At 60.1% G+C, this 25727-nt stretch carries 31 protein-coding genes; 22 read left to right on the top strand and 9 right to left on the bottom strand.

What is annotated here, in order from left to right; all coding sequences use genetic code 11:
* The first annotated feature begins 63 nt into the window (after positions 1-63).
* A complete protein-coding gene (locus tag GIV26_RS05270) occupies positions 64-1071 on the top strand; it encodes a DNA-binding protein (protein WP_236279633.1) in 1008 nt (335 codons plus the stop codon).
* On the opposite strand, the gene gorA is transcribed toward GIV26_RS05270, so the two are convergent.
* Both gorA and galU read right to left on the bottom strand, forming a co-directional pair.
* The gene (gorA, locus tag GIV26_RS05265; protein ID WP_236279632.1) at positions 1072-2430 is read right to left on the bottom strand and encodes a glutathione-disulfide reductase; all 1359 of its coding nucleotides are present in this window, start codon (positions 2428-2430) and stop codon (positions 1072-1074) included.
* A gap of 105 nt (positions 2431-2535) precedes the next feature.
* A complete protein-coding gene (gene galU / locus GIV26_RS05260; RefSeq protein ID WP_003173830.1) occupies positions 2536-3375 on the bottom strand; it encodes a UTP--glucose-1-phosphate uridylyltransferase GalU in 840 nt (279 codons plus the stop codon).
* Between the two features lie 311 nt (positions 3376-3686).
* Between galU and GIV26_RS05255 the strand changes: the two genes are divergently transcribed.
* Together GIV26_RS05255 and GIV26_RS05250 are read left to right on the top strand one after the other, a co-directional pair.
* Positions 3687-3872, top strand: a complete 186-nt coding sequence (locus tag GIV26_RS05255; RefSeq protein ID WP_034127495.1) for a hypothetical protein — start codon at positions 3687-3689, stop codon at positions 3870-3872.
* 141 nt (positions 3873-4013) lie between these two features.
* A complete protein-coding gene (locus GIV26_RS05250) occupies positions 4014-4295 on the top strand; it encodes a hypothetical protein (RefSeq protein WP_054898427.1) in 282 nt (93 codons plus the stop codon).
* A gap of 5 nt (positions 4296-4300) precedes the next feature.
* Here GIV26_RS05250 and GIV26_RS05245 read toward each other — a convergent pair whose 3' ends face one another.
* The gene (locus tag GIV26_RS05245) at positions 4301-4531 is read right to left on the bottom strand and encodes a hypothetical protein (RefSeq protein WP_034127497.1); all 231 of its coding nucleotides are present in this window, start codon (positions 4529-4531) and stop codon (positions 4301-4303) included.
* A 145-nt stretch (positions 4532-4676) separates the two neighbouring features.
* On the bottom strand, positions 4677-5027 hold the full coding sequence (locus GIV26_RS05240) for a hypothetical protein (RefSeq protein ID WP_236279631.1): 351 nt from the start codon (positions 5025-5027) through the stop codon (positions 4677-4679).
* A 212-nt stretch (positions 5028-5239) separates the two neighbouring features.
* Between GIV26_RS05240 and GIV26_RS05235 the strand changes: the two genes are divergently transcribed.
* The 11 genes from GIV26_RS05235 to GIV26_RS05185 all read left to right on the top strand — a co-directional run bounded on the left by GIV26_RS05235 (position 5240) and on the right by GIV26_RS05185 (position 14978).
* Entirely contained in the window at positions 5240-5542 is a 303-nt protein-coding gene (locus tag GIV26_RS05235; protein ID WP_003191319.1) for a DUF1883 domain-containing protein, read from the top strand.
* Positions 5543-5568: 26 nt separating this feature from the next.
* Entirely contained in the window at positions 5569-5736 is a 168-nt protein-coding gene (locus GIV26_RS05230) for a hypothetical protein (RefSeq protein WP_236279630.1), read from the top strand.
* A gap of 3 nt (positions 5737-5739) precedes the next feature.
* On the top strand, positions 5740-6405 hold the full coding sequence (gene alkB / locus GIV26_RS05225; protein ID WP_236279629.1) for a DNA oxidative demethylase AlkB: 666 nt from the start codon (positions 5740-5742) through the stop codon (positions 6403-6405).
* A 75-nt stretch (positions 6406-6480) separates the two neighbouring features.
* The gene (gene ada / locus GIV26_RS05220; protein ID WP_236279628.1) at positions 6481-7554 is read left to right on the top strand and encodes a bifunctional DNA-binding transcriptional regulator/O6-methylguanine-DNA methyltransferase Ada; all 1074 of its coding nucleotides are present in this window, start codon (positions 6481-6483) and stop codon (positions 7552-7554) included.
* Between the two features lie 71 nt (positions 7555-7625).
* On the top strand, positions 7626-8690 hold the full coding sequence (locus tag GIV26_RS05215; protein WP_198791302.1) for an NAD(P)H-dependent flavin oxidoreductase: 1065 nt from the start codon (positions 7626-7628) through the stop codon (positions 8688-8690).
* A 112-nt stretch (positions 8691-8802) separates the two neighbouring features.
* Positions 8803-9555 carry a molybdate ABC transporter substrate-binding protein gene (gene modA, locus GIV26_RS05210; protein WP_054898424.1) on the top strand — a complete coding sequence of 251 codons (753 nt, stop codon included), beginning with the start codon at positions 8803-8805 and terminating at the stop codon, positions 9553-9555.
* Positions 9556-10236 (top strand): molybdate ABC transporter permease subunit, encoded by a 681-nt coding sequence (modB, locus tag GIV26_RS05205; RefSeq protein WP_054898423.1) that lies wholly within the window; start codon positions 9556-9558, stop codon positions 10234-10236.
* Between the two features lie 5 nt (positions 10237-10241).
* On the top strand, positions 10242-11321 hold the full coding sequence (modC, locus tag GIV26_RS05200) for a molybdenum ABC transporter ATP-binding protein (protein WP_236279627.1): 1080 nt from the start codon (positions 10242-10244) through the stop codon (positions 11319-11321).
* Positions 11322-11395: 74 nt separating this feature from the next.
* Positions 11396-12445 carry a DNA topoisomerase IB gene (locus GIV26_RS05195; RefSeq protein ID WP_236279626.1) on the top strand — a complete coding sequence of 350 codons (1050 nt, stop codon included), beginning with the start codon at positions 11396-11398 and terminating at the stop codon, positions 12443-12445.
* Between the two features lie 124 nt (positions 12446-12569).
* Positions 12570-14204 carry an ABC-F family ATP-binding cassette domain-containing protein gene (locus GIV26_RS05190; RefSeq protein WP_236279625.1) on the top strand — a complete coding sequence of 545 codons (1635 nt, stop codon included), beginning with the start codon at positions 12570-12572 and terminating at the stop codon, positions 14202-14204.
* A gap of 69 nt (positions 14205-14273) precedes the next feature.
* Positions 14274-14978, top strand: coding sequence for a YoaK family protein (locus GIV26_RS05185; protein WP_057975835.1), 705 nt, complete (start codon positions 14274-14276; stop codon positions 14976-14978).
* Positions 14979-15126: 148 nt separating this feature from the next.
* On the opposite strand, the gene GIV26_RS05180 is transcribed toward GIV26_RS05185, so the two are convergent.
* The 4 genes from GIV26_RS05180 to GIV26_RS05165 form a co-directional block, all read right to left on the bottom strand.
* Positions 15127-15480, bottom strand: coding sequence for a hypothetical protein (locus tag GIV26_RS05180; protein WP_054897292.1), 354 nt, complete (start codon positions 15478-15480; stop codon positions 15127-15129).
* Between the two features lie 173 nt (positions 15481-15653).
* A complete protein-coding gene (locus tag GIV26_RS05175; RefSeq protein ID WP_014718527.1) occupies positions 15654-15965 on the bottom strand; it encodes an AzlD domain-containing protein in 312 nt (103 codons plus the stop codon).
* Positions 15962-16657, bottom strand: a complete 696-nt coding sequence (locus tag GIV26_RS05170) for an AzlC family ABC transporter permease (RefSeq protein WP_054897293.1) — start codon at positions 16655-16657, stop codon at positions 15962-15964. Before GIV26_RS05170 ends, GIV26_RS05175 begins: the two co-directional genes overlap by 4 nt.
* 71 nt (positions 16658-16728) lie before the next feature.
* Positions 16729-16944 (bottom strand): hypothetical protein, encoded by a 216-nt coding sequence (locus GIV26_RS05165; RefSeq protein ID WP_003191339.1) that lies wholly within the window; start codon positions 16942-16944, stop codon positions 16729-16731.
* 177 nt (positions 16945-17121) lie between these two features.
* On the opposite strand from GIV26_RS05165, the gene GIV26_RS05160 reads away from it, so the two are divergent.
* From GIV26_RS05160 to GIV26_RS05125, 8 genes are all read left to right on the top strand, one after another.
* Positions 17122-17478: a metalloregulator ArsR/SmtB family transcription factor gene (locus GIV26_RS05160; protein WP_034127507.1), complete on the top strand. Its 357-nt coding sequence runs from the start codon at positions 17122-17124 to the stop codon at positions 17476-17478.
* A gap of 19 nt (positions 17479-17497) precedes the next feature.
* Positions 17498-18781, top strand: coding sequence for an arsenic transporter (locus tag GIV26_RS05155; protein ID WP_089041761.1), 1284 nt, complete (start codon positions 17498-17500; stop codon positions 18779-18781).
* 11 nt (positions 18782-18792) lie between these two features.
* Positions 18793-19275 (top strand): arsenate reductase ArsC, encoded by a 483-nt coding sequence (locus GIV26_RS05150; protein ID WP_089041762.1) that lies wholly within the window; start codon positions 18793-18795, stop codon positions 19273-19275.
* A gap of 276 nt (positions 19276-19551) precedes the next feature.
* Positions 19552-20163 (top strand): LysE family transporter, encoded by a 612-nt coding sequence (locus GIV26_RS05145; RefSeq protein WP_054897296.1) that lies wholly within the window; start codon positions 19552-19554, stop codon positions 20161-20163.
* Between the two features lie 318 nt (positions 20164-20481).
* Positions 20482-20775 carry a hypothetical protein gene (locus tag GIV26_RS05140; protein ID WP_127881565.1) on the top strand — a complete coding sequence of 98 codons (294 nt, stop codon included), beginning with the start codon at positions 20482-20484 and terminating at the stop codon, positions 20773-20775.
* Between the two features lie 236 nt (positions 20776-21011).
* The gene (gene mgtA / locus GIV26_RS05135; RefSeq protein ID WP_236279624.1) at positions 21012-23726 is read left to right on the top strand and encodes a magnesium-translocating P-type ATPase; all 2715 of its coding nucleotides are present in this window, start codon (positions 21012-21014) and stop codon (positions 23724-23726) included.
* Positions 23727-23790: 64 nt separating this feature from the next.
* Complete coding sequence (locus GIV26_RS05130; RefSeq protein ID WP_003191350.1) at positions 23791-24138, top strand: DUF2493 domain-containing protein; 348 nt, start codon at positions 23791-23793, stop codon at positions 24136-24138.
* Between the two features lie 18 nt (positions 24139-24156).
* A complete protein-coding gene (locus tag GIV26_RS05125; protein ID WP_236279623.1) occupies positions 24157-24969 on the top strand; it encodes a hypothetical protein in 813 nt (270 codons plus the stop codon).
* Here GIV26_RS05125 and GIV26_RS05120 read toward each other — a convergent pair.
* Positions 24966-25664, bottom strand: coding sequence for a tellurite resistance TerB family protein (locus tag GIV26_RS05120; RefSeq protein WP_034127613.1), 699 nt, complete (start codon positions 25662-25664; stop codon positions 24966-24968). The genes GIV26_RS05125 and GIV26_RS05120 overlap by 4 nt on opposite strands.
* Positions 25665-25727: the final 63 nt, after the last annotated feature.

Here is a 25727-nt window from a genome sequence, read left to right as displayed (position 1 = left end):
TCAATCATGATATAGTATGTATATACATACTATGTACCACGGTACTAAATCGACGGAGACCCCATGGCTCGCGGCGGCATAAACAAAGCAGTAGTGCAAACGGCACGCTTGGCGATCCTCGCCCGTGGCGAAAACCCCAGCATCGATGCGGTGCGTATCGAAATGGGCAATACCGGCTCGAAAACCACCATTCATCGCTATTTGAAAGAGCTGGACGAAAGCGAGACGCGCCAGACCATCACCCAAGCGCGAATTGATGATGAGCTGGGCGAGCTAGTCGCCCGCCTGTCCCAGCGCCTGAAAGAGAAGGCCCAAGAGCCGATCGACCTGGCCCTGGCGCAATTCGAGCAACAAAAAGCCGCCCTGCTCGCCCAGGTAGAAACCCTGGAAGAAGCGCACACCCAGCTCAAACAGCAATTTGATATCCAGGCCGCCGCCCTCGCTGAAGAAAGCGCGGCGCTGCAAACCGCCAGCACCAGCCTGCAGACCGAGCAAACCCGTAACGCCGGGCTGAGCCAGGCGTGCAGCGACTACGAACTGAGGCTCAACGACAAAGACGAGCAGATTCGCTCACTGGAAGAAAAACACCTGCACGCCCGCGATGCGCTTGAGCATTACCGCACTGCCATCAAGGAGCAGCGCGAGCAGGAACAGCGTCGCCATGAGGGCCAGTTGCAACAGGTACAGGCCGAATTGCGTCAGGCGCAGCAAAGCGCACTGGTGCGCCAGGACGAAATCACCCAACTGCATCGCGACAACGAGCGCCTGCTGAGTGAGCAGCGAGTGACAACCAAGGAATTGAAAGCGCTGCAGGAGCAAGCTCGCCAGGACCAGGCGCTACAGCTGAAACTCAAGGAGCAGCTCAGCCAGATCGACAGCGAGCGCACCCTGCTCCAGGAACGCCTGCGGGTTGCCGTGCTGGACAGCCAATCGCGCCAAGCATCACTGCTGGAGTATCAGCAGCACAACAAGGCGCTTGAGCTGGACCTGGTCAAGGCCCAGGCAAGCATCGAAGCCCTGCGCTTGGCGACCGTCGTTGCAACGGCGCCAGAGGCAGCAGAGCCAAGCTGATCAGGGCGCCACAGGCGTGCGCATGGTGACGAATTCTTCCGCCGCCGTAGGATGCACGCCGATAGTTTCATCGAAATGCTGCTTGGTCGCGCCCGCCTTGAGCGCGATCGCCAGCCCTTGCACGATCTCACCCGCATCCGGACCGACCATGTGGCAACCCAGTACTTTGTCGGTGTCGGCGTCGACCACCAGCTTCATCAAGGTCTTTTCCTGGCAATCGGTCAGGGTCAGCTTCATCGGCCGGAACCGGCTTTCAAAGATCTGCACGTTGTGGCCATTTTTGCGTGCATCCTCTTCTGTCAGGCCGACTGTGCCGATATTCGGCAGGCTGAATACCGCCGTCGCGATATTGGCGTAATCCACCGGGCGGTATTGCTCGGGCTTGAACAACCGCCGCGCCACGGCCATGCCTTCAGCCAGGGCCACCGGCGTCAGTTGCACACGACCAATCACATCGCCAATCGCCAGGATCGACGGCTCGGCGGTCTGATAGAGATCATCCACCGCGACGAAACCGCGTTCGTCCAGTTTGACCCCGGTATTTTCCAGGCCCAGGTTATCCAGCATTGGACGGCGGCCAGTGGCGTAGAACACGCAATCGGCTTCCAGCACGCGGCCATCCTTCAAAGTGGCCTTGAGGCTGCCGTCGGCCTGTTTGTCGATGCGCTCGATGTCGGCATTGAACTGCAAGTCCAAGCCACGCTTGGTCAGCTCTTCTTGCAGATGTTTGCGCACCGAACCGTCAAAGCCGCGCAAGAACAAGTCACCGCGATACAGCAATGAGGTTTGCGCGCCCAAGCCGTGGAAGATGCCCGCGAACTCAACGGCGATATAACCACCACCCACTACCAGCACGCGCTTGGGCAGCTCTTTAAGGAAGAACGCTTCGTTCGAGCCAATGGCGTGCACGCGCCCTGGAATCTCAGGGATCTGCGGCCAGCCGCCGGTGGCGATCAGGATGTGCCTGGCAGTGAAACGCTCACCGTTGATCTCCACCTGATGGGCATCGACCAGGCGTGCATGTCCTTCATGCAGGGTCACGCCGCTGTTTACCAACAGGTTGCGATAGATACCGTTGAGGCGGTTGATCTCACGATCCTTGTTGGCGATCAGGGTCGCCCAATCAAAGTTCGCCTCGCTCAGGGACCAGCCAAAGCCGCTGGCCTGTTCAAAATCTTCGGCAAAATGCGCGCCGTACACCAACAGCTTCTTTGGCACGCAGCCGACGTTCACACAGGTGCCGCCCAGGTAGCGGCTCTCGGCCACAGCCACCTTGGCGCCAAAGCCCGCGGCAAAGCGCGCCGCGCGAACACCGCCGGAACCGGCGCCAATTACATACAGGTCAAAATCGTAGGCCATTTCACTCTCCTCGGCAGTACACCAGCATACCGACTTACATGGGGCTGAAAAACGAAAAAGCCACCCGAAGGTGGCTTTCGCTTAAAACGTGCCGGCAAGCGTGGATCAGTAAGCCTTGCCCGTCTTGTAGAAATGCTCGTAGCAGAAGTTGGTCGCTTCGATGTAGCCCTCAGCGCCGCCGCAGTCGAAACGCTGGCCCTTGAACTTGTAGGCAATCACGCAGCCGTCTTTGGCTTGCTTGAGCAGAGCGTCGGTGATCTGGATCTCGCCACCCTTGCCTGGCTCGGTTTCTTCGATCAGCTTGAAGATGTCCGGCGTGAGGATGTAACGACCGATGATCGCCAGGTTCGATGGCGCGTCTTCCGGCGCTGGCTTCTCGACCATGTCGCGTACGCGGATCAGGCCATCGCCAATATCGTCGCCGGCGATAACACCGTACTTATTGGTTTCGGTTGGGTTGACCTCCATCACCGCAACGATGGTGCAACGGTATTTCTGGTAGAGCTTGACCATCTGGGTCAGCACACCGTCGCCTTCCAGGTTGACACACAAGTCATCCGCCAGGACCACGGCGAAGGGTTCGTCACCAATCAGCGGGCGACCGGTAAGGATGGCGTGGCCGAGACCTTTCATCTGAGTCTGACGGGTGTAGGAGAACGAGCACTCGTCGAGCAACTTGCGGATACCGACCAGGTATTTTTCCTTGTCGGTGCCCTTGATCTGGTTTTCCAGCTCATAGCTGATGTCGAAGTGGTCTTCCAGCGCGCGCTTGCCACGACCCGTGACGATGGAGATCTCGTTCAAACCGGCATCCAGAGCCTCTTCCACACCGTACTGAATCAGTGGCTTGTTCACCACTGGCAGCATTTCTTTGGGCATGGCTTTGGTCGCTGGCAAGAAGCGAGTGCCGTAACCGGCTGCTGGGAACAAGCATTTCTTGATCATATGAGTCCTTACAAAGGGCTGTGCGTACGGAATTCGGCGCAGTCTAATCAGGCCGCAGTCACCTTACAATGGGGTCCTGCTGGCGTTGCGATGTCATCATAGAGAAAAAATGTCGGCGTAAGTTCCGCTGATCCTGCAATGGGTGTCACCAACGGTTGGTCAGAACTCGCGTCGACCCCTTGTTTGAAAGGGCTGCAATGGTTTTAGCACGCTTTTGCACCCCTGGCACTGACCCGCAACAACTTGCGCCCTGCCCCGGCATTTGGCGCTATCATGGGCGCCTTGAACCAAGACCACGAGATTGCCAACAGATGTCAGAACCAAAAGGTGTAAACGGCTACCTGATCACTAAGCGAGCAGACGGCTGGCACTTGATCAATTTTCACGGTGACAGCGTTGCCGGCGTATTCGAGTCGGAAAGCATGGCGATCGCCGTCGCCGAAGTGTTTGTGGATGAGGCAGGTCATGCATCGAGCAAGCGGCCGAAAACCAAGTAAGCCTCTTTGCACTGCTCTGAAAGCCCCGTTAAACGGGGCTTTTTTGTTTGTCTGTACCTAGATGGCAGTTCGCTATAATCTTCAACAACGCCACGACAGTGTCAGCGCGCCCTTCCAATACCCTCGATGACGACCCCCTCTATGAAAAAAATCCTGGCACTGACCGCGGTACTGGCAATCGCCGGCTGCACCACCGCCTCCGACACCCTGCTGAAAAATGGCGAGCAAGGCCTGACCATCGACTGCTCGGGCGAGGCCAATTCATGGGCCAGTTGCTACGAGAAGGCGGACGCCTCCTGCGCGGGCACCGGTTACCGCATCGTCGGCACCAATGGCACGCCGGCACTCAAGGAAAGCGACAAGACCCTGGGCCAGGACGTGGGCAACTTCAAAGGCCGCAGCGTGGTGGTGGTCTGCAAGTAACGTTGCTACAGGTGCACTTCAGCGAACTTGATCCCCAGGCCCCGCAGGATTTCGATCAGGTCATCCAGGCGAGCAAATGATTCGACCTCATCCTGCTCGTCCACCAAGAAGTAGCTGCGCCCGCCGCTCTTCTTGAAAAATACGATCCACTCGCCCAGATCGGCGGGGTTCTGGATGACATGGGTGGCCGAGATCTGCCCTTCGGCATGGCGGGCTTTGACGTGTTCTCGTTTCATAACCGGCTTTCCAGAAAAACAAATGCCGCTCAAACCCCGGGTTTGAGCGGCATCTTTATAGTGAATGCCCGACAGTTTAACGGATGCATACCGTCCCTGCAGGGTAAGGACTTTTTTTATCGGGTGTGAGGGATGAGTCTGGAGCTCAACCGGAAATGCATTCTTCCCCAGCCTTCTTCACGTCGCCCGGGCGGATCGGCACATTGGACATGCTTTCATAAAGCTTGATGCTGCTACCGCTGGAGCGGTCTTCGATTTCAAAGATCGCCGACGGGTCTGCCGAGAACTTCTGCGGCACGATCACCTGAATGCCGTCTTTATGGGGTTCGATCTGCGGCGGCCGACGGGTCGCCTCCAATTTGCGTACCACACACACCGCATATTCCTGCGGTTTCTTCCCTGAGATGACCACCAATGTTGGCGGGGTCTGCTTGATATCTGCAACCGAAGCACACCCACCTATTGCCAAGGCCAGCACCAACACACTCCACTTCATACAAAAACCTCCGATAAAGACCCTACGACAGCGGGGATGGTAATTTTCTCCCACCAACGTAGGATTTATCTGTGATAACTCGGTAAATAACTGTTTTAAATTGTCGAAGTCGTCGACGACGGCCCGATAATAAACGCGCTGGGGCTGATAAACTCCATCTTAACCTACGTATCGTTCTGATTTTTCAGAAAAAGCCCTTCTGGAGACACCCCATGAAATTCATCCACCAGCGTGAGCACCTCAACGAGGGAGACATTGTCGTCATCGAATGCTCGCAGACCTGCAATATTCGCCTGATGAGCGATGCGAACTTTCGCAGCTTCAAAAATGGTGGCCGCCATACCTACCACGGCGGCGCATTTGATAAATTCCCGGCAAAGATCACCGCGCCCAGCACCGGGTTCTGGAACATCACCCTGGATGTGGTGACCCGTCGCGCCATCAGCGTGACCCGTAAACCTGCGTTGTCCCACAAGATCCGTATCGTTCGTCGTACCAGCAGCAAGCTGAGCTGACCTGAACACCTGACAGGAAAAAAGCTGTGACCACCACAACCAAATACGTCATCAAGTACAAGCTCAACGGCGAACGCCGCTTTGAATTTGCCCAATTGCACAACAACAGCATCGAAGAAGCCAGGCAAGCCTTGGCAAAAATTCATGATGCCAGCGACGAAATCACCGACATCAACGTGAGCAAGGCGCTGTAAGCCATGCCTGGCCCTACCGCCGATTTGTTTGCCGACGAGGCCCTGCAACAGCCTGCCGGGCGCGAGCAAATTGGCGAAGAGTCCTATGTACTAAGAGGCTATGCCCTGCCCTGGATCGAGCGGTTATTGCCTGAGCTGCGGCGTGTACTGGCTCAATCACCGTTTCGGCAGATGGTCACCCCCGGCGGCTTTACCATGTCGGCGGCACTGAGCAGTTGCGGCGAGCTGGGCTGGACCACCGACGCCCATGGCTATCGCTACAGCCCACTCGACCCGCGCAGCCAGCAACCTTGGCCCGTCATGCCCGACACATTGCGCCAACTGGCGGTGGCTGCGGCTACCGAGGCCGGCTTTGGCGGTTTTCAACCCGATGCCTGCTTGATCAACCGTTACGTACCGGGGGCGAAGATGTCCCTGCATCAGGATAAGAACGAGCGCAGCTACAGCGCGCCCGTGGTGTCGGTGTCCCTTGGGCTGCCGGCGATTTTCCTGTTCGGTGGCCATGCGCGCAGCGACAAAACCCAAAAGGTCTCGCTGTTTCATGGTGATGTGGTGGTGTGGGGCGGCGTTGTTCGCCTGCGCTTTCATGGCGTGATGCCGATCAAGGAAGGCGTGCATCCGGTCATGGGCCCGCAGCGCATCAACCTGACCTTTCGCACCGCCGGTTAATTTGACCGCAAGCTTCGGAGTGTCGATTGCGAGCGGCAGGCTTAATCTGCTCCTGAACCGTCAAGAGTGCAGGCCATGAACAACGAACACGATCCGCGCTGGGCTGCCATTATTGCCCGTGATGCCAAGGCCGACGCCTTGTTTGTCTACGGCGTGAAAACCACCGGCGTGTATTGCCGCCCCAGCAGCGCTTCGCGTTTGCCGCGCCCGGAGAATGTCGAGTTTTTCGACACGCCGGCGCAGGCCGAAGCCGCCGGTTATCGTCCCAGTAAACGCGCTGCCGGCGACCAGACCCAGTTGGCCGCTCACCATGGGCAATTGGTGGCCGAGGCCTGCCGGCAAATCGAACAGGCCGAAACCCCGCCTAGCCTGGACATGCTCGCCCGATGCGCCGGCCTGAGTCCCTTTCACTTCCACCGCGTATTCAAAGCCAGCACCGGCTTGACCCCCAAGGGTTACGCCAGCGCCCTGCGTTCGCGCAGAGTGCGCGACGGCCTCAAGGGCCAGCATTCGGTGACGGACACCCTGTATGACGCGGGCTTTAATTCCAATAGCCGCTTTTATGAAGCCGCCGACCAAGTGCTCGGCATGAGACCTGGAGACTACAAAGGCGGCGGCGCCAATAACACCATCCGCTTTGCCGTTGGCCAGTGCTCGCTGGGGGCGATTCTGGTGGCGCAAAGCCAACGTGGCGTGTGTGCGATTTTATTGGGTGATGATCCGGACAAACTGGTGCGCGACCTGCAAGACCAGTTTCCCAAGGCTGAGTTGATCGGCGCGGATCAGGGTTTCGAACAACTGGTGGCCCACGTCGTCGGTTTTGTCGAGGCCCCTGCCTTGGGCCTGGATTTGCCCTTGGACCTGCGCGGCACAGCCTTTCAGGAGCGGGTGTGGCAGGCGTTGCGCGAAATCCCTGCGGGCAGCACCGCCAGCTATGCGCAGATTGCCGAGCGTATCGGTGCCCCCTCCTCCTTTCGCGCCGTGGCCCAGGCTTGCGGTGCCAACCACCTGGCGGTGGCGATTCCCTGTCATCGCGTGGTGCGCAGCAATGGCGAGCTGTCGGGCTACCGCTGGGGCGTAGAGCGCAAGCGCCAGTTACTCGAGCGCGAAACCCAGCCCCACAAAACGCCGCTTCCGTCCAGTGAATAAAACAGACTGGCCGGGTGCTGATTGCCCTGCTAAAACAGCGAAAAGCCCTACTAACGCTGGAGAAGCACCCCATGAGCACCTGGCCAGACACCCGCATTCTTGACCTGTTGGGCATTGAGGTGCCGATCATCCAGGCGCCGATGGCTGGCGCGACGACCACCGCCATGGTCATCGCCGCCCAGCAAGCCGGAGCCCTGGGCTCGATGCCTGCGGCGGCGCTGAGCCTGGAGCAACTGCGCGATGCCTTGGCTCTCATTCGCCAGGCCAGTCATGCGCCGCTGAACATCAACTTCTTCTGCCATCAACCGCCCGATGCCGATGACGCGCGGGACCAGGCTTGGAAGGCCTTGCTGCAACCTTACTACCATGAGCTGGGCGCCGACTTCGATGCGCCAACCCCGGTGTCCAACCGCGCGCCGTTCAATGACGCAGCCTGCCAGGTAGTGGAAGCGTTTCGGCCAGAAGTGGTGAGCTTTCATTTTGGCCTGCCAGAGAAGTCTTTGCTGGACCGGGTAAAAGCCACCGGTGCCAAGGTGCTGTCATCGGCCACCACTGTCGAGGAAGCCGTGTGGCTGGAACAGCACGGCTGCGACGCGATTATCGCCATGGGCATCGAAGCTGGTGGGCATCGTGGCCTGTTTCTCAGCGATGACCTCAACAGCCAGATCGGCTTGATGGCGCTGCTACCGCAGATTGTCGACGCGGTCAGCGTGCCGGTGATTGCTGCGGGCGGAATCGGCGATGCGCGCGGCATCGTCGCCGCCTTTGCGCTGGGCGCTTCGGCAGTGCAGGTCGGCACGGCATACCTGTTCACACCCGAAGCTACGGTAAGCGCCTCCCATCACCATGCGCTGCGCCATGCCCAAGCCAGCGAAACCGCGCTGACCAACCTGTTTACCGGCCGCCCGGCGCGGGGCATCGTCAACCGGGTGATGCGTGAGCTCGGCGCAATCAACCCGACGGCGCCGGCGTTCCCCAAAGCCGGAGGCGCATTAATGCCGCTCAAGGCCAAGGATGAAGCCGGTTTCAGTAACCTGTGGGCAGGCCAGGCCCTGAGGCTCGGCAAAGACCTGTCCACCTATGACCTGACCCGCGAATTGGCCGAGCACGCGCTAGCCAGATTCACCCGCGACTGACCTGCGCAGCAACTTGGTGCTGTACCGGCAACAGCCTACCGCTATATATTCCCATACATAGCGGTAAGCCTCTTTACCTACAACCTGCCGTACACCTTCAAGGAGTTGCTTCATGATGACCCGCGTTTCGCGCCTGGCCCCCCTGCTTGCCGCCTTTGCCTTGGGTACGGCCCATGCCGATGAAGTGCAGGTGGCCGTGGCCGCCAACTTCACCGCCCCGATCCAGGCGATTGCCGCCGACTTCGAGAAAGACACCGGCCATAAACTGGTCGCGGCTTACGGTGCCACCGGGCAGTTCTACACTCAGATCAAGAACGGCGCGCCATTTGAGGTGTTCCTCAGCGCCGATGACACCACCCCGCAAAAACTCGAAAGCGAAGGCGCTACGGTCAAGGGTTCACGCTTCACCTACGCGGTCGGCACCCTGGCGCTGTGGTCGGCCAAAGAAGGCTATGTGGATGCCAAGGGTGATGTGCTGAAGAAAAACCAATTCAAGCACTTGTCCATCGCCAACCCCAAAACAGCGCCCTACGGCCTGGCCGCCACCCAATTGCTGGCCAGGGAAGGCTTGAGCGACCAGGTCAAGGACAAGCTCGTCGAGGGCCAGAACATCACCCAGGCTTATCAGTTTGTGTCTACCGGCAACGCCGAGCTGGGTTTTGTGGCCTTGTCGCAGATCTACAAAGACGGCAAAGTCACCGGCGGTTCGGCGTGGATTGTTCCGGCGTCCCTGCATGACCCGATCAAACAGGACGCCGTAATCCTCAACAAGGGCAAGGACAGCGCCGCCGCCAAGGCTCTGGTTGACTACCTCAAAGGCCCGAAAGCGGCTGCCGTTATCAAATCCTACGGTTACGAGCTGTAAATGCCCCTGACGAGTGCTGATTTTTCTGCGATCTGGTTGACCCTCAAACTGGCCTCACTGACCACCCTGATCCTATTGATCATCGGCACACCGATCGCCCTGTGGCTGTCGCGCACCCGTTCCAAGTGGTGCGGCCCCATCGGCGCAGTGGTCGCACTGCCGTTGGTGTTGCCGCCAACGGTCATCGGCTTTTACTTGCTGTTGGCCATGGGGCCCAACGGGTACGTCGGCCAGTTCACCCAATGGCTGGGCGTGGGCACCCTCACCTTCAGTTTCGCCGGGCTGGTGATTGGCTCGGTGATCTACTCCATGCCCTTCGTGGTGCAGCCGTTGCAGAATGCGTTTTCTAGCATCGGCACGCGCCCGCTGGAAGTGGCCGCGACCTTGCGCGCCAACCCGTGGGACACGTTTTTCACGGTGATCCTGCCGCTGGCACGCCCTGGGTTTATCACCGCCTCGATCCTGGGCTTTGCCCATACCGTCGGTGAGTTCGGCGTGGTGCTGATGATCGGCGGCAATATCCCGGACAAGACCCGTGTCGTCTCAGTGCAGATCTACGACCACGTCGAAGCCATGGAATATGCTCAGGCCCATTGGCTGGCCGGCGCCATGGTGGTGTTCGCCTTCCTCGTGTTGCTGGCGCTCTATTCCAGCCGTAAAACCAAAATGGGCTGGAGCTGATCGCGATGATGGATATACGCCTGCACCTGAAGTATTGCGCCTTCACACTGGATGTTGACCTGCAATTGCCCGGCCGTGGCGTGAGCGCGCTGTACGGGCATTCTGGCTCCGGCAAGACCACGTGCCTGCGTTGCATCGCCGGATTGGAACGCGCCGAACACGGTTTTGTACAGATCAACGACGAGGTCTGGCAAGACAGCAGCAAAGGGCTGTTTGTACCGCCGCATAAACGCGCCCTGGGCTATGTGTTCCAGGAGGCGAGCCTGTTTGCGCACCTGTCGGTGCGCGCCAATCTGGAGTTCGGCCTCAAACGTATCCCTCGTCTGCAACGGCGCGTGGACATGGCCCAGGCCACCGAACTGTTGGGCATCGGACACTTGCTTGAGCGTCACCCGCAACACTTGTCCGGCGGCGAGCGCCAGCGCATCGGCATCGCCCGCGCCTTGCTCACCAGCCCCAAGTTGTTGTTGATGGATGAACCGCTGGCGGCCCTGGACAGCCAGCGCAAAAGCGAGATATTGCCTTACCTGGAACGCCTGCACGACGAGCTGGTTATCCCGGTGCTGTACGTCAGCCATGCCCAGGACGAAGTGGCGCGACTGGCCGACCATATTGTCTTGCTCAGCGACGGCAAGGCCCTGGCCAGCGGCCCGATCGGCGAGACCCTGGCGCGCCTCGACCTGCCCTTGGCGCTGGGCGACGATGCCGGCGTGGTGATCGCCGGCAGCGTCGTTGCCTACGACGCGCACTATCAGTTGCTCACTCTGCAGCTGCCCGATTGCCCGTTGCAGATGCGCGTGGCCCATGTCCCGCTGGCGGTGGGCAACCCGCTGCGGGTCAAGGTCCAGGCACGGGATGTAAGCCTGAGCCTGCAGGCCCAGGAACACAGCAGCATCCTCAACCGCTTGCCGGTGACCGTCACCCAGACTATTGGCGCGGACAACAGCGCCCACGTGCTGGTGCGCCTCGACGCCGGCGGCACGCCCTTGCTGGCACGCATCACGCGCTTCTCACACGACCAGTTGCAACTGCATCCGGGCCAGACACTGTGGGCGCAAATCAAGGCGGTGGCGGTGCTGGCTTAACCATTTGGCACGACCGCAGGGTGCTGCGGTCAATCAGACATACCGGCCTGATTTGTTGCCAAGGAACCCGCCCCATGCCTGACTCTTCGCTACCCGCCGACCTGCCCCGCGACCTGCATTATGTGGATGACACCCAGCCCGGCATCCGCCGTAAAAAAGTGCGAGGCAAGTTCCAGTATCTGAACGCCAAGGGCGAGCGCATTACCGACGCGGACGAAATAAAACGCCTGAACGCCTTGGCGGTGCCGCCCGCCTACACCGACGTGTGGATCTGTGCCGACCCTCGCGGCCACCTGCAAGCCACCGGCCGCGACGCCCGTGGCCGCAAGCAATACCGTTACCACACACGCTGGCGCGAGGTGCGCGACAGCGACAAGTACTCGCGCTTGCAGGCTTTTGGCGCCGCGTTGCCCAAATTGCGCAAACAGCTCGAAGCTCAAATCGCCGAGCCGGGGTTTACCCGCGAAAAGGTGTTGGCCACGGTGGTGATGTTGCTGGACGCCACGCTGATCCGCGTCGGCAATACCCAATATGCCCGTGAAAACAAATCCTACGGGCTGACCACCTTGCGCAACCGCCATGTGGACATCAAGGGCAGTGAGATCCAGTTCCAGTTTCGTGGCAAGAGTGGCGTGGAGCACCAAGTCAGCGTCAAGGATCGGCGCCTGGCCCGGGTGGTCAAGCGTTGCATGGAATTGCCAGGGCAAAACCTGTTCCAGTACCTGGACGAAGACGGTGAGCGGCATACCGTCAGCTCCCAGGACGTCAACGACTACCTGCACAGCCTGACCGGCGAAGACTTTACCGCCAAGGACTACCGCACCTGGGCTGGTACAGCAATGGCGCTGGCAGTATTGCGCGAGTTGGCGTGGCAGCCCGAATCCGACGCCAAGCGGCATGTGGTGGCGATGGTCAAGGATGTCTCCCGGCAGTTGGGCAATACGCCGGCGGTGTGCCGCAAGTGCTATATCCACCCGGCGGTGCTCGAGCATTTCAGCCTCGGCGAATTGTCGAAGTTGCCCAAGCCGCGGGTGCGCAAAGGCTTGAAAGCCGAAGAAGTCGCGCTGGCGATGTTCCTGGAAAAACTGGCCGAAGACTTGCCGCACAAAGTTAAGGTGGGTTAGGCTCTGCCTCCCTTCTGACTCACGGGATGACCGCCGACGTGAACATCTAAGCCTTCCAAAATGTATCTGCAACGAGCCGCCTGGCGCGCTTGTTGGCCTGTTCGACATTTTTTTGGAGGTGCTGATGACTGACGTCAAACGGCTGCCCGCTCTTGTTTCCCTGCAACACCTGTCTTTCCAGTTCGCCAATGGCGAAACCTTGCTGGCCGACGTGAACCTGTCCATTGATCAAACGCCTACCGGTATCGTCGGGCGCAATGGACGGGGCAAAAGTATCCTGGCCAGGTTGATGGCCGGCGTGCTGCTGCCCTCCTCCGGCACGTTGAAAAAACCGGCCCACGTTGCCTATGTGCCCCAGGCCATCACGGCTCAACCAGGGCAAACCATCGCCGATATCACCGCAACTGCCGCAGCCTTGGCTGCCCTTGCACGTATGGCCCAGGGCGATGCACGCCTCGGTGACCTGGAACTGATCGACGATCGCTGGGACCTCGCCGAGCGACTGCGCCAGGCACTGGATGCAGCGGGTTTGCAGACCCTCAGTGCCAGTACCCCGGCCGATCAACTCAGCGGTGGCCAACTCGCCAGGGTCGCGCTGATCGGGGCGTTGTTGGCTGCGCCGCAGTTGCTGATTCTGGATGAGCCCAGTAACCACCTTGATGCTGCCGGGCGCGATTGGCTGTTGCGTGCGTTGCGCGATTGGCGAGGTGGCCTGGTGGTGGTCAGCCATGATCGACAGTTGCTCAACGTCATGGGTCGCATCATTGAGCTTTCGCCCCTTGGCATTCAGGTCTACGGCGGCAACTACGACGCCTATCGCCAGCAACGCGATACTCACCAGCAGGCCGCGATTGCTGCGTGGGAACAGGCGCGTCTGGCCCGCAGCCGTGAGCGTCGGAGTCTGCAAAAAGACCACGACGACCTGCAGCGCCATGCCGCACGCGCACGTAAACAGGCCGAGACCGCCAACGTCGACCGTTTTACCAAGGCGCGCTGGAAAAGCGCAGCAAAGGAGATCGTCAGCAGCGTGCGTAGCGCCCATCATGCGTGCAAAAACCAACTCGACGCCCAGGTGCGCCAGGCTTACGAGCGCGTGGCGGATGAGACGCCCACACTGCTCGCATTATCAGGCTCGACAGTCCCCAATGGCCGCCAGGTACTGGTGCTGGAGCAGGCGCAATTGCCCTGGCTTGATCCCCTGGCACCCGTCAGCTACCTGACGCTCAACCTGACGGGCCCGGCTCGCGTTGCCGTGCGTGGGCCGAACGGTTGCGGCAAATCGACCTTGCTCAAACTGCTGGCCGGCCACTGGCAGGCGGTCAGTGGCAAGTGCAGCGTAGCGGTGCCCAGTGCGTACATTGACCAGCACCTGGCGCTGCTGGACGACCGGCGCAGCCTTGTCGAGCAACTCAACCTGCTCGACACGCCGCTGGCCGAAGCCAAACTGCGCACACGCCTGGCGTTTTTGCAGCTGGACGCGCTGCGGGTTACGCAGCCGGCAGGGCAACTCAGCGGCGGCGAGCGCTTGAAAGCCGCGATGGCCCTGGCCTTGTGGCGTGATACACCGGCGCAATTACTGTTGTTGGATGAACCCACCAATCACCTGGACCTGGAGTCAGTGCTAGCGTTTGAGCAGGCTTTGAAGGGGTTTACCGGCGCGCTGCTGGCCGTATCACACGACGGGGCATTCTTGCAGGCGATCGAGCCGACTCACCATCTGACGTGGCACGCCACCGGCTGGCAACTGGAGCGTGTCTGAGGTCATTGCGCGGACAGGCAAAGCGCCCTACGGTAGTGGCCGGATAATCTCACCGAGGAAACCAGCCCCATGCTGCCTTCGTCCCGCAAGCCTTACACCAATGCCACGCTCGCCCGTCGTCAGCGCTGGCGCGGGCGCGTGGGCTTGATGCTGGTGGCCTGCCTGTCGGTGCTGGCGGGCATGACCGATGCGATCGGTTTTATGGCCAGCGGCGATTTCGTCTCGTTCATGAGTGGTAACACCACGCGCCTGGCGGTGGCCATCAGTGCGGGCGACCTGGGGCTCACCGGGCGCCTGGTATTGCTGGTCACCACCTTCGTGGTTGGCAATGCCTTGGGCGTGCTGGTCAGCCGTTTCAGCAAGCGCCATGCGTTGCCCTTATTACTGTGCATCGGCGCCTTGCTCTGCGCTGCGGCGTTGTGGCCATCGACCGACACCTTGCCCGCGTTGCTCGCGGCGATCATTGCCATGGGCATGCTCAACGCGGCCGTCGAGGAGGTGAACGGGCTGCCGGTGGGGCTGACCTACGTCACCGGGGCGCTGTCACGCTTTGGTCGCGGGCTGGGCCGTTGGTTATTGGGCGAGCGCCGCAATGGCTGGCGCGTGCAATTGATTCCGTGGGGCGGGATGTTCATTGGCGCTGTGATCGGTGCATTGCTGGAACAGCAGATGGGCCTGCGCGCATTGTGGGTCAGTGGTGCGTTGGCTGCGGCCTTGGGGGTGGCGACACTGTTGATTCCGCGACGCTGGCACTTGGGTTTCATGCCCCGGTGAGGTTGGGGTGGAGGAGCTCGTTCGACGTTTAAGCCTCGACATCCGTGTACCGGTAAAGAGCCATCACGTCGAACGAGCAAGTGAATCATAGGCCAATGCCCAGCGGCTGTCCCGCCAGGCATTTCGGAATATGGCTAAGGCAACCGACTTACAGACAAGTGGCCAGTGCTGCCAGGCGACGTTTGGCCGGCATATTGTCCTGTGCTGCATAGTAGTTGACCGTAGAACCCGCGCCGGTGCTGAGTACATCGACAAAGTAATCGCCACCGGTGGTATACACCGTAAAACCACCCGCCTCGGTCGCTTCCTTGAAGCCGCCAGCATCGACGCCGAACACGCTTTCATCCTGCCAGCCGAACTGGATGCACTGGGCAACGACCAGAGTGGCCTTGTCTGATGCCAGGGTCTTGTAGGGGCTGCCTGCGCGCGCTTCCTTCATCTTCGAACCGGCGCAACCGGTCAGTGCCGCCAGTATCAATGCGCCCATTACCACTTTGTGCATGCCATTGCTTCCTTGGAAAAACCGTGACTCTACCACTGTGCGTCTGCCAACTGACGCGCCCATGAACTTTGTTTCACTGTGAAGGGCAAACACGCCGCCTATAGTGGCCAGGCTCATTTTTTAGAAGTCTCCCTTCTGCCCGCCACCCCGCGGGCTTTTTTTTTGCCCGGGTGTCAAAACCACCAACGGAACAGATAGAACAGCGCCATGCTCAATAGCACCGTGGTCAACACGCTGCGCGTCCAGTACATCAACGCCACGGCGCAGATGCCGGCCAGCAGATAAGGGTTGCTCGGGCTCAGGTTGAGCCGATGGTCAGCCAGGAAAATAATCGGCCCGCAGATCGCGGTGAGCATGCCCGGCACGGCGAAGCCCAGAAATTCACGCGCACCGCGATTGAGCCGTACTGGCAAGCGCGGCTCGATAAACAGGTAACGGTTGAAGAACACCACCAGGCCCATGGCCACAATCATCAGGTAAATCATCGTTGCCCCACTCCCAGCCGTTTACAGGCAAACCCCGCGCTCATCCCCAACACACCCGAGACCACCACCGCCGACTCCCAGTGCAGATAACTCAACCAGACCGAGCTCAGCAGTGCCACGGCAACGCATACCACCGTGGGCACGTCGCGCACCACAGGGGTGATCAAGGCGATAAAGGTCGCGGCAATCGAGAACTCCAGCCCCAATTGATCAAGGCCGGGAATGCTTTTGCCCAGCACAATGCCGGCAAGGGTGAAGAGGTTCCAGACCAGGTAAAACGTCAGGCCGACGCCCAGGGCGTACCAGCGGTTGAAGGTCTCGCGGTCGTAGTGGTTGACCAGGGCAAAGAATTCATCGGTCAACAAGAACCCCAGGCTCATGCGCCAACGGGTGTTGAGCGAAGACAGCGTAGGACGCATGTGCATGCCATAGAGCAGATGCTGGGATGTGAGCAGCAAAGTGGTCAGCACGATGGAAATCAGGCTGGCACCGCTCTTGACCATGCCGATGGCCACTAGTTGTGCGGCACCGGCAAACACAATGGCAGACAAGCCTTGGGCTTGCAGCGGGGTAAATTGCGCGTCAATGGCCATGGAGCCGGCCAGCAACCCCCAGGGCGCACAGGCCAGGGATAAGGGAATGACGGCGATGGCGCCGCGGGTGAAGGCGTAATGAGGTAATGCAGTGGGCATGGAAGCGGCTCATCGACAGACAGTCGACAAGCATGCCAGCGCGAACGAAAGCTTGTCTTGAACGATCTTGCTCAGGCGAGCTTTACCGAAACCTGCTCCACCGAATCCCGGGCTTCGCGCAATTCATACGCATCCTGGTTCAGCCGGTGGATGGTATTGAGCAGGCGCTGGCGCAGCACTTCATCGCCGAGTTTTTCCACGGCGCGCATCAGGTCAAAGGCCGCGGTTTCGTTATTTTCCGCGACGGAATCCAGGGTCTTGCGCAGGTTGCGGGTGGCTCGGGTCACGCGGGGTCTTCCTTCATCAGCAATGGGCAGGCACGTTAGGACATTTGTGTTTCATTTTAATTTCAAACAGTTGTGGCGCTTTCAAAGGGTTTTGATCCATATCAATTGAAACAAGATTTGACCTATATATATGCAAATACGTATATTCGAATATCTCTACTTGAAAAGTCCTTGACCATGTCAGACCTCTTCTCTCCTCCCACCCTGTTCAAGTGCCTGGCCGATGCCACCCGTGCACGGGTGACCTTACTGATCCTGCGCGAGGGCGAACTTTGCGTGTGTGAGTTGATCCATGCCTTGGACGACAGCCAGCCAAAAATCTCCCGCCATCTCGCGCAATTGCGCAGTTGCGGGCTACTGGTGGACCGACGTCAAGGGCAATGGATCTACTACCGCATCAATCCGGCACTGCCCGCCTGGGTTACTCAGGTGCTGGACACCACTCTGCAAGCCAACCAGCCATGGTTGCAGGATGACGCACTGCGTCTGAATGCAATGGGCGACAGACCACAACGGGCCAGCACCTGCTGCTGAGCCATCGGAGCGTTTATTCATGCTTGTCGCAATTGCGATTTTCCTCGTCACCATCGTGCTGGTCATCTGGCAACCCAAGGGCCTGGGCGTCGGCTGGAGTGCCACACTGGGCGCGATCCTGGCGCTGGCCTGCGGGGTGATCAGCCTGGCGGACATCCCGGCGGTGTGGCAGATCATCTGGAACGCCACCGGCACCTTCGTCGCGCTGATCATCATCAGCCTGTTGCTGGACGAAGCCGGTTTCTTCGCCTGGACGGCGCTGCATGTGGCGCGCTGGGGCCGTGGCCGCGGCCGGCGGTTGTTTGCCTATATGGTGTTGCTGGGTGCGCTGGTATCGGCGCTGTTTGCCAACGACGGTGCGGCGTTGATCCTGACGCCTATCGTGATGTCGATGCTGCTGGCCTTGCGCTTTTCCCCGGCGGCGACGCTGGCCTTCGTCATGGGCGCAGGGTTTATCGCCGACACGGCGAGCCTGCCGCTGGTGGTGTCGAACCTGGTGAATATCGTCTCGGCGGACTATTTCAAGATTGGCTTCAACGAATACGCCGCGGTGATGGTGCCGGTGAACCTGGTCAGTGTCGCCGCCACGCTCGCGGTGCTGCTGTGGTTTTTCCGCCGGGATATTCCGCAGACCTACAACCCGTCCGACCTGGAAGACCCCGCCAGTGCCATCCATGACCGTGCGACCTTTCGTGCCGGCTGGTGGGTACTCGGTATTTTGCTGGTCGGCTGTTTCGCCCTGGAACCGTTGGGCATTCCCATCAGTGCGATCTCGGCGTTCTGTGCGGTACTGCTGCTGGTGATTGCTGCCAAAGGTCATCAGATTTCCACGCGCAAGGTCCTCAAGGAAGCCCCGTGGCAGATCGTGATTTTTTCCCTGGGCATGTACCTGGTGGTCTATGGCCTGCGTAACGCCGGCCTGACCGACTACCTGGCCACCTGGCTCGATACCTTCGCCACCTATGGTGTGTGGGGCGCGGCCATGGGCACCGGGGTGCTGACCGCGCTGCTCTCATCAGCCATGAATAACCTGCCGACCGTGCTGATTGGCGCGTTGTCCATCGAGTCCAGCCATGCCGTGGGCGTGGTCAAGGACGCGATGATCTACGCCAATGTGATCGGCAGCGACCTGGGCCCGAAAATCACCCCCATCGGCAGCCTGGCCACCTTGTTGTGGTTGCATATCCTGGCACGCAAAGGCATCACCATCACCTGGGGTTACTACTTCAAGGTCGGGATCGTGCTGACCCTGCCCGTCCTGCTGATCACCCTCGCCGCCCTCGCCTTGCGCCTGAGCGTCTAATGGAGACTGCAATGAAAGTGCTGTTCATGTGTACCGCCAACAGCTGCCGCAGCATCTTGTCCGAAGCGATGTTCAACCACCTGGCGCCGCCGGGCTTTGAAGCGATCAGCGCCGGCAGTTTTCCCAAGGGCCAGGTGTTGCCCCGTAGCCTGAGCACGCTGCAGGCGGCGGGCATCAGCATCGAAGGTTTGTACAGCAAGGGCAATGAGGCCTTTCAAGACAGCCCGCCTGATGTGGTCGTCACCGTGTGCGATAAAGCAGCCGGTGAAGCGTGCCCCGTATATTTCGGCCCAGCGGTGAAGACGCATTGGGGCCTGGAGGACCCTTCCGAAGTGCAGGGTGACGAGGCGCAAGTAGAGGCTGCATTCAAGGCCACCCTCGACATTATCACCGCACGCTGCGAGGCGTTTTTTGCGCTGCCCTTTGCACGTCTATCGCCGGATGAATTGAAGGCTGAACTCCACCGCATTGCCTCAACGCCGCAGACTTTGTAGGAGCAAGCTTGCTCGCGAAAAACTCATAGGCACCGCGGTCATTCAGGAAACGCGCGTTATCGTTGACGCTTTTCGCGAGCACGCTCGCTCCTACAGGGGGCGCTGATCCTGTGGGCAATACACGGCCAGTGTGGGAGCTGGCTTGCCTGCGATAGCGGTGGTTCAGTTGAAGATTCAGTCGCTGACGCGCCGCCATCGCGGGCGTTCCTACAGAGGGCGTGGTATCCCTCTCCCGGACTGACGTATGCTCTGGCACTTTCTCGAAAGGAACTGAGCATGCTGTCGATCTTTGTCTATGCGCTGGTATTCGGTTTTGTATTTTGCCTTTCCCCCGGCGCCGTGCTGGCAGAGACTCTGCGCCGCGGCTTGCTCCATGGCTTCACGCCGGCGTTGCTGGTGCAGTTCGGCTCACTGGTGGGCGACGCCGTCTGGGCCGTGATTGGCCTCACCGGTATCGCACTGCTGATCCAGCATGATGCAGTGCGGGTTCCACTTACAATCGTCTGCGCGCTGTACCTGGCCTGGCTGGGCATTCGCAGCCTGATTGATGCCTGGCAGTTACCGGCAATGGACAATGCCCCTGCCAGCTCAGGCAAAAATGCGTTGGCGGTGGGCGCGGCGATTTCCTTGGCTAATCCGAAAAACATCGTCTACTGGGGCGCCTTGGGAAGCGCACTGTCGGGGATTGTCGGCACCACCCCCAGTCACGGACAGACCCTGATGTTTTTTGCCGGCTTCATGCTGGCGTCGGTACTCTCGTGTTTTCTTACCGCCGCCTTGGTGAACCTGCTACGCAAGAACGCATCACCGACTTGGCAGCGTGTGAGTTATGCGGCCTGCGGTTTAGTATTGATCTATCTGGCACTCCTCGCCGCGCAAGGTGTATGAAGTTATTCAACTCACAACTTACGCGCGCCTCTTGTCTGAACAAACTCTGAACACGGGCTAATTTAATTAATCATGCGTTGACATTCTGTGACGCCCTGAGTAGATTGCCCGTGCCCGCAACTGGGGCCTTTTTTAAACCTCACAAAAGAAGCCAATGGACACAGTATCTAGTCGCTGTCCGAGCACCGCCTTTGCGGGCATCGGGCGCCAAACCCAGAATATGACAGGACTCGCGTTCCAGGTCCGGTAAGCTGCGCTAGAGCTTGATGCTCCACCGTAACTGCCTCACCGGTCGCCCGTCCGGTCCCGAGGTGTGTTATGACCTTCCAACTCCTTGTTTTGCCTGATACGCGCACACTGGTCGCAGCCCTGCACGCCAAGCTGTGCCGAGCGCCGGCGGGCTTTTCGCCAAGCCGCTCGACCTTTGTCACACCCTCCCCTCAAGTGCGCCCAGCCCCGCCGCTGGCGCACTGGCGTATCTGCCCTGAAAGCGGCCACCTGGTGCAGCACTGGGATCATGCCGACCCTCAAGACCCGCAGAGACCCCAGGTTTCCTGCCTGGCGCAAGCGCGCTTGATGCTCGGTTTCTACCTGAGTACTCACGCCGCCTGACCTCGCTGGAAACAGCAACTTTCTTATTGATGACCCTGGAGTTCTTTATGAACACGTCCAGTAGTAGCCTGCTGCACGCTAGTTAACTAACTTGCTGTTAGCGGGCCCTTCAGAAGTTATTTAAATACTTTATTTGAACCGATCGCGAAGTCCGCGGCTCGGCATGCTTTCGCTCGCCTGTCTGCAGGTAAGTAGAGGGTATGTTTTGTCGAGAATTGGCGACAGGAGTACAGACAATGAGCGCCGTAAAAAACACGCCTCTGCACAAGAAAAATGGCACCGCTGCCGACACCAGGCTGTCGATGCGTGCCGCCCGCGAAGCCCACAATGGCCTGGCGGCCACCCTCGCCAATGTACGCGCCACCCAGGACGGCCTGACCGAACTGGACGCCTCGGCGCGCCTGCAACGCGAAGGCTATAACGAAGTGGCCCATGACAAGCCGCCACACGCTATCGTCCAGTTCCTGCAGGCACTGAACAACCCCTTCATCTACGTGCTGTTGACCCTGGGCGGTATCAGCTTTGTCACCGACTATTGGTTGCCACTTCAGGCAGGTGAAGAAGTCGACCTGACCAAAGTCATCATCATCATGACCATGGTGTTGCTCAGCAGCCTGCTGCGTTTCTGGCAAGAACACCGCTCGGCCAAATCCGCAGAAGCCCTCAAGGCCATGGTACGCACCACCGCCACCGTGCTGCGCCGCGAGCAGGTTGGCGCCCAGCCGGTCTTGCGCGAAGTGCCGATGCGCGACCTGGTGGCCGGCGACATCGTGCAGCTGTCAGCCGGCGACATGATCCCCGCCGATATCCGCCTGATCGAGTCCCGCGACCTGTTTATCAGCCAGGCCGTGCTGACCGGCGAAGCCTTGCCGGTGGAGAAGTACGACACCCTGGGCGATGTCACGCAAAAGTCCGCCTCTACCCTGGCCGCCGACCAGGGCAACCTGCTGGACTTGCCGAACATCTGCTTCATGGGCACCAACGTGGTCAGCGGCCGCGCTAAAGCAGTGGTGGTGGCAACAGGGCCGCGCACTTACTTTGGCTCCCTGGCCAAGGCGATTGTCGGCTCGCGGGTGCAAACCGCCTTCGACCGGGGCGTGAACAGTGTCAGCTGGCTGCTGATCCGCTTCATGCTGGTGATGGTACCCATCGTGTTTTTCCTCAATGGCTTCTCCAAGGGCGATTGGGGCGATGCCTTCCTGTTTGCCCTGGCGGTAGCCGTCGGCCTTACCCCGGAAATGCTGCCGATGATCGTCAGCGCCAACCTGGCCAAGGGGGCTACGGCCATGGCCAAGCGCAAAGTGGTGGTCAAGCGCCTCAATGCGATCCAGAACTTCGGCTCGATGGATGTGCTGTGCACTGACAAGACCGGCACCCTCACCCAGGACAAGATCATCCTCGAGCATCACGTCAATGCCTTTGGCCAGCGCGATGACGCCGTGCTGTCCCTGGCGTGGCTCAACAGCTTTCACCAGAGCGGCATGAAAAACCTGATGGACCAGGCGGTGGTGCAGTTCTCGGAACAGAACCCCAAGTTCCAGGTGCCGTTTGCCTACAGCAAGGTCGATGAATTGCCGTTCGACTTTGTCCGTCGTCGCCTGTCGATCGTGGTCAAGGATGCCGCCGGTGATCAGTTGTTGGTATGCAAGGGCGCGGTGGAAGAGATGCTGAGCATTTCTACCCATGTCATGGAGGCCGGCGAAGCCTTGCCCCTGGATGACCGCCGTCGTGAGGCGCTACTGGCGCTCGCCAATGATTACAACGAAGACGGTTTCCGCGTGCTGGTGGTAGCGACCCGCAATATTCCTAAAGCGCTGGCACGCCAGCAGTACACTACCAGCGACGAACGCAACCTGGTGATCCAGGGTTTCCTGACCTTCCTGGACCCACCGAAGGAAACCGCAGGCCCGGCCATTGCGGCGCTGCAGCAGATTGGCGTGGCGATCAAGGTGTTGACCGGCGACAACGCCGTGGTCACCAGCAAGATCTGCCGCCAGGTTGGCCTGGAACCCGGCCAGCCGCTGCTGGGCGTGGAAATCGAAGCCATGGACGACGCCACCCTGCTGCGCCGCGTAGAAGAGCGCACCGTATTCGCCAAGCTCACGCCGATGCAAAAATCCCGCGTGCTCAAGGCGCTGCAAACCAACGGGCACACCGTCGGCTTCCTCGGTGACGGTATCAACGATGCACCGGCGCTGCGGGATGCCGATGTGGGTATTTCGGTGGACAGCGGCACCGACATCGCCAAGGAATCGGCCGACATCATCCTGCTGGAAAAGAGCCTGATGGTGCTGGAAGAAGGCGTGCTCAAGGGCCGCGAAACCTTCGGCAATATCATGAAGTACCTGAACATGACTGCCAGCTCCAACTTCGGCAACGTGTTCTCGGTGCTGGTGGCCAGTGCGTTCATCCCGTTCATGCCGATGCTGGCGATCCATCTGCTGCTGCAGAACCTGATGTACGACATCTCCCAACTGGCCCTGCCGTGGGACAAGATGGACAAGGAATACCTGGCCAAGCCACGCAAGTGGGATGCGAAAAACATCGGCCGCTTCATGATCTGGATCGGGCCGACCTCGTCGATCTTCGACATCACCACCTTTGCATTGATGTGGTACGTGTTCTCGGCCAACAGTGTGGAAATGCAAACGCTGTTCCAGTCCGGCTGGTTTATCGAGGGGCTGCTTTCGCAAACTCTGGTGGTGCATATGCTGCGCACCCGCAAGATCCCGTTCTTCCAGAGCACGGCCGCCTGGCCGGTGTTTATGATGACCTGCATCGTGATCGCCCTGGGCATCTACGTGCCGTTCTCACCGCTGGGCACCCTGGTGGGCCTGCAACCGCTGCCGCTGGCGTACTTCCCATGGCTGGTGGGCACCTTGCTGGCTTACTGCTGCGTCGCCCAACTGATGAAGACGATCTACATCCGCCGCTTCAAACAGTGGTACTGACCCTCCCCGCCGTTCAAACGCAGGCGGCCGCCCGGTCGCCTGCGTGCAATACAAGGATTTGCTCATGCGCGTGTTGATCTGTGCAGGTCGTCATTACGCCGACACTAAAAAGTCCCGCCATGTGCTGGACGCTTACCACCGCCTGCGCCCGGTGCAGGTACTGATCCACGGCGGCAACCAGTTCCTGGGCAGTGAGATCGAGGAATGGGCCCGGGAAATCGGTATCGATGTAGTGCGTTATCCACCCAATTGGCAGCGCCATGGCAAACAGGCGGAACGCCAGCGCAATCACTTCATGCTGGCCGACAGCCGCCCCGATCTGATCATCGCCCTGCCGGGCGGTGACGATACCTCGGAGCTGGTTTGCCAGGCCAAAGCCAGCGGCATTTCGGTGCTGACCGTAGAAAGCTGAACTCAAGCGAGGTGCATCATGCACAAAAAACACACGCCGGCACGCCGCGACGGGTTTGCCAAATATCGCGCACGCCACTCTCGCCACACCCTGCTGTTACTGCCGCCAGCAAAGCGCCGTGCATTGCAGCGCAACCTGATCTTTATCGGCGTGACCCTGGGCCTTGTCCTGGTGGCCGCGTTGATTTCAAAAGCGCAAGCCGCAGGCGGCGCTTATGTGGTTGACGACGGCGCGATCAACACGCCGGGTGAATGCAATGTCGACGCCTGGTACAGCGCCCAGCGGCACGCGGGCAGTACCCATAACGGCACCTTGTCGCCCGCCTGCACGTTCAGCGCCATGCCTGCCGTGCAATGGGGCGCCGCGTTGTCACGGGCCGTGGATGCAGGCAAAGGCGAGACGCAGATCAGCCCGCAAGCCAAGGTGCAGGTGCTGTCACGGCAAGACTTGGGCTTGGAACTGGCGATTGCTGTCGGGGCGCATGTCGCGCTGGATCGCCATCACGGGCTTGACGGCGCAGACCTGAACATCCCCCTGACATGGCAACCCCTGGATGCCTTGCGCCTGAACCTGAACGCCGGCTGGAGCCACGCCTACAACGACGGTGATCAACGACATCGCCTGACCTGGGGCACGGGGTTCGAATATCAGTTGGCAGAGAAGCTCACGCTGATTGGCGAGCGGTATGGCCAGGAAGGCGGCGAACAGGCCTGGCAGGCTGGGCCGCGTTTGCACATTGGTGAATGTGTTGACGTGGACCTGCTGGTCGGGCGCAGCCTGATTGGCGATCGCGCCCAGTGGCTGACCACTGGGGCGACGCTGAGATTCTAGGCTTTGGCCTGCTGCTCCAGATGCAGCTGCAATTGCGGATCGATTTGCAACTGACCGGCCAGGTCGTCGAGGTAATTGCGCTCGGCGTCCTGCTGATCATTGACCAGCATCACGCTCGCCAGGTAAATCTCCGCAGCGAGTGCGGGGTCATTGGCATACTCGGCAAAATCGGCGGCATCCAGGGGCTTGGCGACTTCGGCGTCGAGCCACTGCTGCAGTTGTGGGTCGTCGGTATGACGGCCGATCTCGGCAGAAATCATCTGCTGCTCTTGCGCATCGATTTTGCCATCGGCCTTGGCCGCCGCGATCAACGCACGCAGTACGCCGTGGCTATGGGCTTCGGCTTCAGGCCCTTCAAGCTGGTCAACGGTCTGGATAGCTTGCTGCGGTGCCGAAGCCTGTTGGCGTTGCCAGGCTTGATACGCCTGGAAGGCCGCCATCCCCAGGGACGCCAGCGCCGCGTAGTTCATCCCACCGCCGCTGCGCGTCTGGGTAGTACCACCTGCCGGAGCGCCGCCCAACAAGCCGCCCAGGCCACCTAATAAACCACCCAAACCGCCACCCGCCGCAGACGCATTGCCGGTGCCGGCGCCCTTCAACAACCCTCCAAGCAACCCGCCCAGGCCGCCGCCCGAAGCCCCGCCGCCTTGCTGCCCTGCACGCAACAGTTGTTCCAGTAGATCGCTGGTATTCATGGTGTCGCCCTCCGGGGCGCAATAGTGGCATTGATCAAACATAGTCCTCCCCTGATGGAACAC

The sequence above is a fragment of the Pseudomonas sp. PA-1-3F genome (assembly GCF_021609665.1).
GTDB classification, from domain to species: domain Bacteria; phylum Pseudomonadota; class Gammaproteobacteria; order Pseudomonadales; family Pseudomonadaceae; genus Aquipseudomonas; species Aquipseudomonas paracarnis.
This window is presented reverse-complemented; position numbering and strand designations above follow the sequence as displayed.

Bases quoted from the DNA above. Each gene is read 5' to 3' on its own strand.
- GIV26_RS05235 (WP_003191319.1), top strand. From the start codon at position 5,240: ATGAAATTCATCCACCAGCGTGAGCACCTCAACGAGGGAGACATTGTC.
- GIV26_RS05255 (WP_034127495.1), top strand. From the start codon at position 3,687: ATGTCAGAACCAAAAGGTGTAAACGGCTACCTGATCACTAAGCGAGCA.
- GIV26_RS05150 (WP_089041762.1), top strand. From the start codon at position 18,793: ATGAAAGTGCTGTTCATGTGTACCGCCAACAGCTGCCGCAGCATCTTG.
- GIV26_RS05240 (WP_236279631.1), bottom strand. From the start codon at position 5,027: ATGAAGTGGAGTGTGTTGGTGCTGGCCTTGGCAATAGGTGGGTGTGCT.
- GIV26_RS05270 (WP_236279633.1), top strand. From the start codon at position 64: ATGGCTCGCGGCGGCATAAACAAAGCAGTAGTGCAAACGGCACGCTTG.
- GIV26_RS05125 (WP_236279623.1), top strand. From the start codon at position 24,157: ATGCACAAAAAACACACGCCGGCACGCCGCGACGGGTTTGCCAAATAT.
- modC (WP_236279627.1), top strand. From the start codon at position 10,242: ATGATGGATATACGCCTGCACCTGAAGTATTGCGCCTTCACACTGGAT.
- ada (WP_236279628.1), top strand. From the start codon at position 6,481: ATGAACAACGAACACGATCCGCGCTGGGCTGCCATTATTGCCCGTGAT.
- GIV26_RS05245 (WP_034127497.1), bottom strand. From the start codon at position 4,531: ATGAAACGAGAACACGTCAAAGCCCGCCATGCCGAAGGGCAGATCTCG.
- GIV26_RS05170 (WP_054897293.1), bottom strand. From the start codon at position 16,657: ATGCCCACTGCATTACCTCATTACGCCTTCACCCGCGGCGCCATCGCC.
- GIV26_RS05140 (WP_127881565.1), top strand. From the start codon at position 20,482: ATGACCTTCCAACTCCTTGTTTTGCCTGATACGCGCACACTGGTCGCA.
- GIV26_RS05195 (WP_236279626.1), top strand. From the start codon at position 11,396: ATGCCTGACTCTTCGCTACCCGCCGACCTGCCCCGCGACCTGCATTAT.
- GIV26_RS05145 (WP_054897296.1), top strand. From the start codon at position 19,552: ATGCTGTCGATCTTTGTCTATGCGCTGGTATTCGGTTTTGTATTTTGC.
- modA (WP_054898424.1), top strand. From the start codon at position 8,803: ATGATGACCCGCGTTTCGCGCCTGGCCCCCCTGCTTGCCGCCTTTGCC.
- GIV26_RS05160 (WP_034127507.1), top strand. From the start codon at position 17,122: ATGTCAGACCTCTTCTCTCCTCCCACCCTGTTCAAGTGCCTGGCCGAT.
- GIV26_RS05215 (WP_198791302.1), top strand. From the start codon at position 7,626: ATGAGCACCTGGCCAGACACCCGCATTCTTGACCTGTTGGGCATTGAG.
- GIV26_RS05190 (WP_236279625.1), top strand. From the start codon at position 12,570: ATGACTGACGTCAAACGGCTGCCCGCTCTTGTTTCCCTGCAACACCTG.
- mgtA (WP_236279624.1), top strand. From the start codon at position 21,012: ATGAGCGCCGTAAAAAACACGCCTCTGCACAAGAAAAATGGCACCGCT.
- GIV26_RS05155 (WP_089041761.1), top strand. From the start codon at position 17,498: ATGCTTGTCGCAATTGCGATTTTCCTCGTCACCATCGTGCTGGTCATC.
- alkB (WP_236279629.1), top strand. From the start codon at position 5,740: ATGCCTGGCCCTACCGCCGATTTGTTTGCCGACGAGGCCCTGCAACAG.
- GIV26_RS05250 (WP_054898427.1), top strand. From the start codon at position 4,014: ATGAAAAAAATCCTGGCACTGACCGCGGTACTGGCAATCGCCGGCTGC.
- GIV26_RS05185 (WP_057975835.1), top strand. From the start codon at position 14,274: ATGCTGCCTTCGTCCCGCAAGCCTTACACCAATGCCACGCTCGCCCGT.
- modB (WP_054898423.1), top strand. From the start codon at position 9,556: ATGCCCCTGACGAGTGCTGATTTTTCTGCGATCTGGTTGACCCTCAAA.
- GIV26_RS05120 (WP_034127613.1), bottom strand. From the start codon at position 25,664: ATGAATACCAGCGATCTACTGGAACAACTGTTGCGTGCAGGGCAGCAA.
- galU (WP_003173830.1), bottom strand. From the start codon at position 3,375: ATGATCAAGAAATGCTTGTTCCCAGCAGCCGGTTACGGCACTCGCTTC.
- gorA (WP_236279632.1), bottom strand. From the start codon at position 2,430: ATGGCCTACGATTTTGACCTGTATGTAATTGGCGCCGGTTCCGGCGGT.
- GIV26_RS05175 (WP_014718527.1), bottom strand. From the start codon at position 15,965: ATGATTTACCTGATGATTGTGGCCATGGGCCTGGTGGTGTTCTTCAAC.
- GIV26_RS05180 (WP_054897292.1), bottom strand. From the start codon at position 15,480: ATGCACAAAGTGGTAATGGGCGCATTGATACTGGCGGCACTGACCGGT.
- GIV26_RS05130 (WP_003191350.1), top strand. From the start codon at position 23,791: ATGCGCGTGTTGATCTGTGCAGGTCGTCATTACGCCGACACTAAAAAG.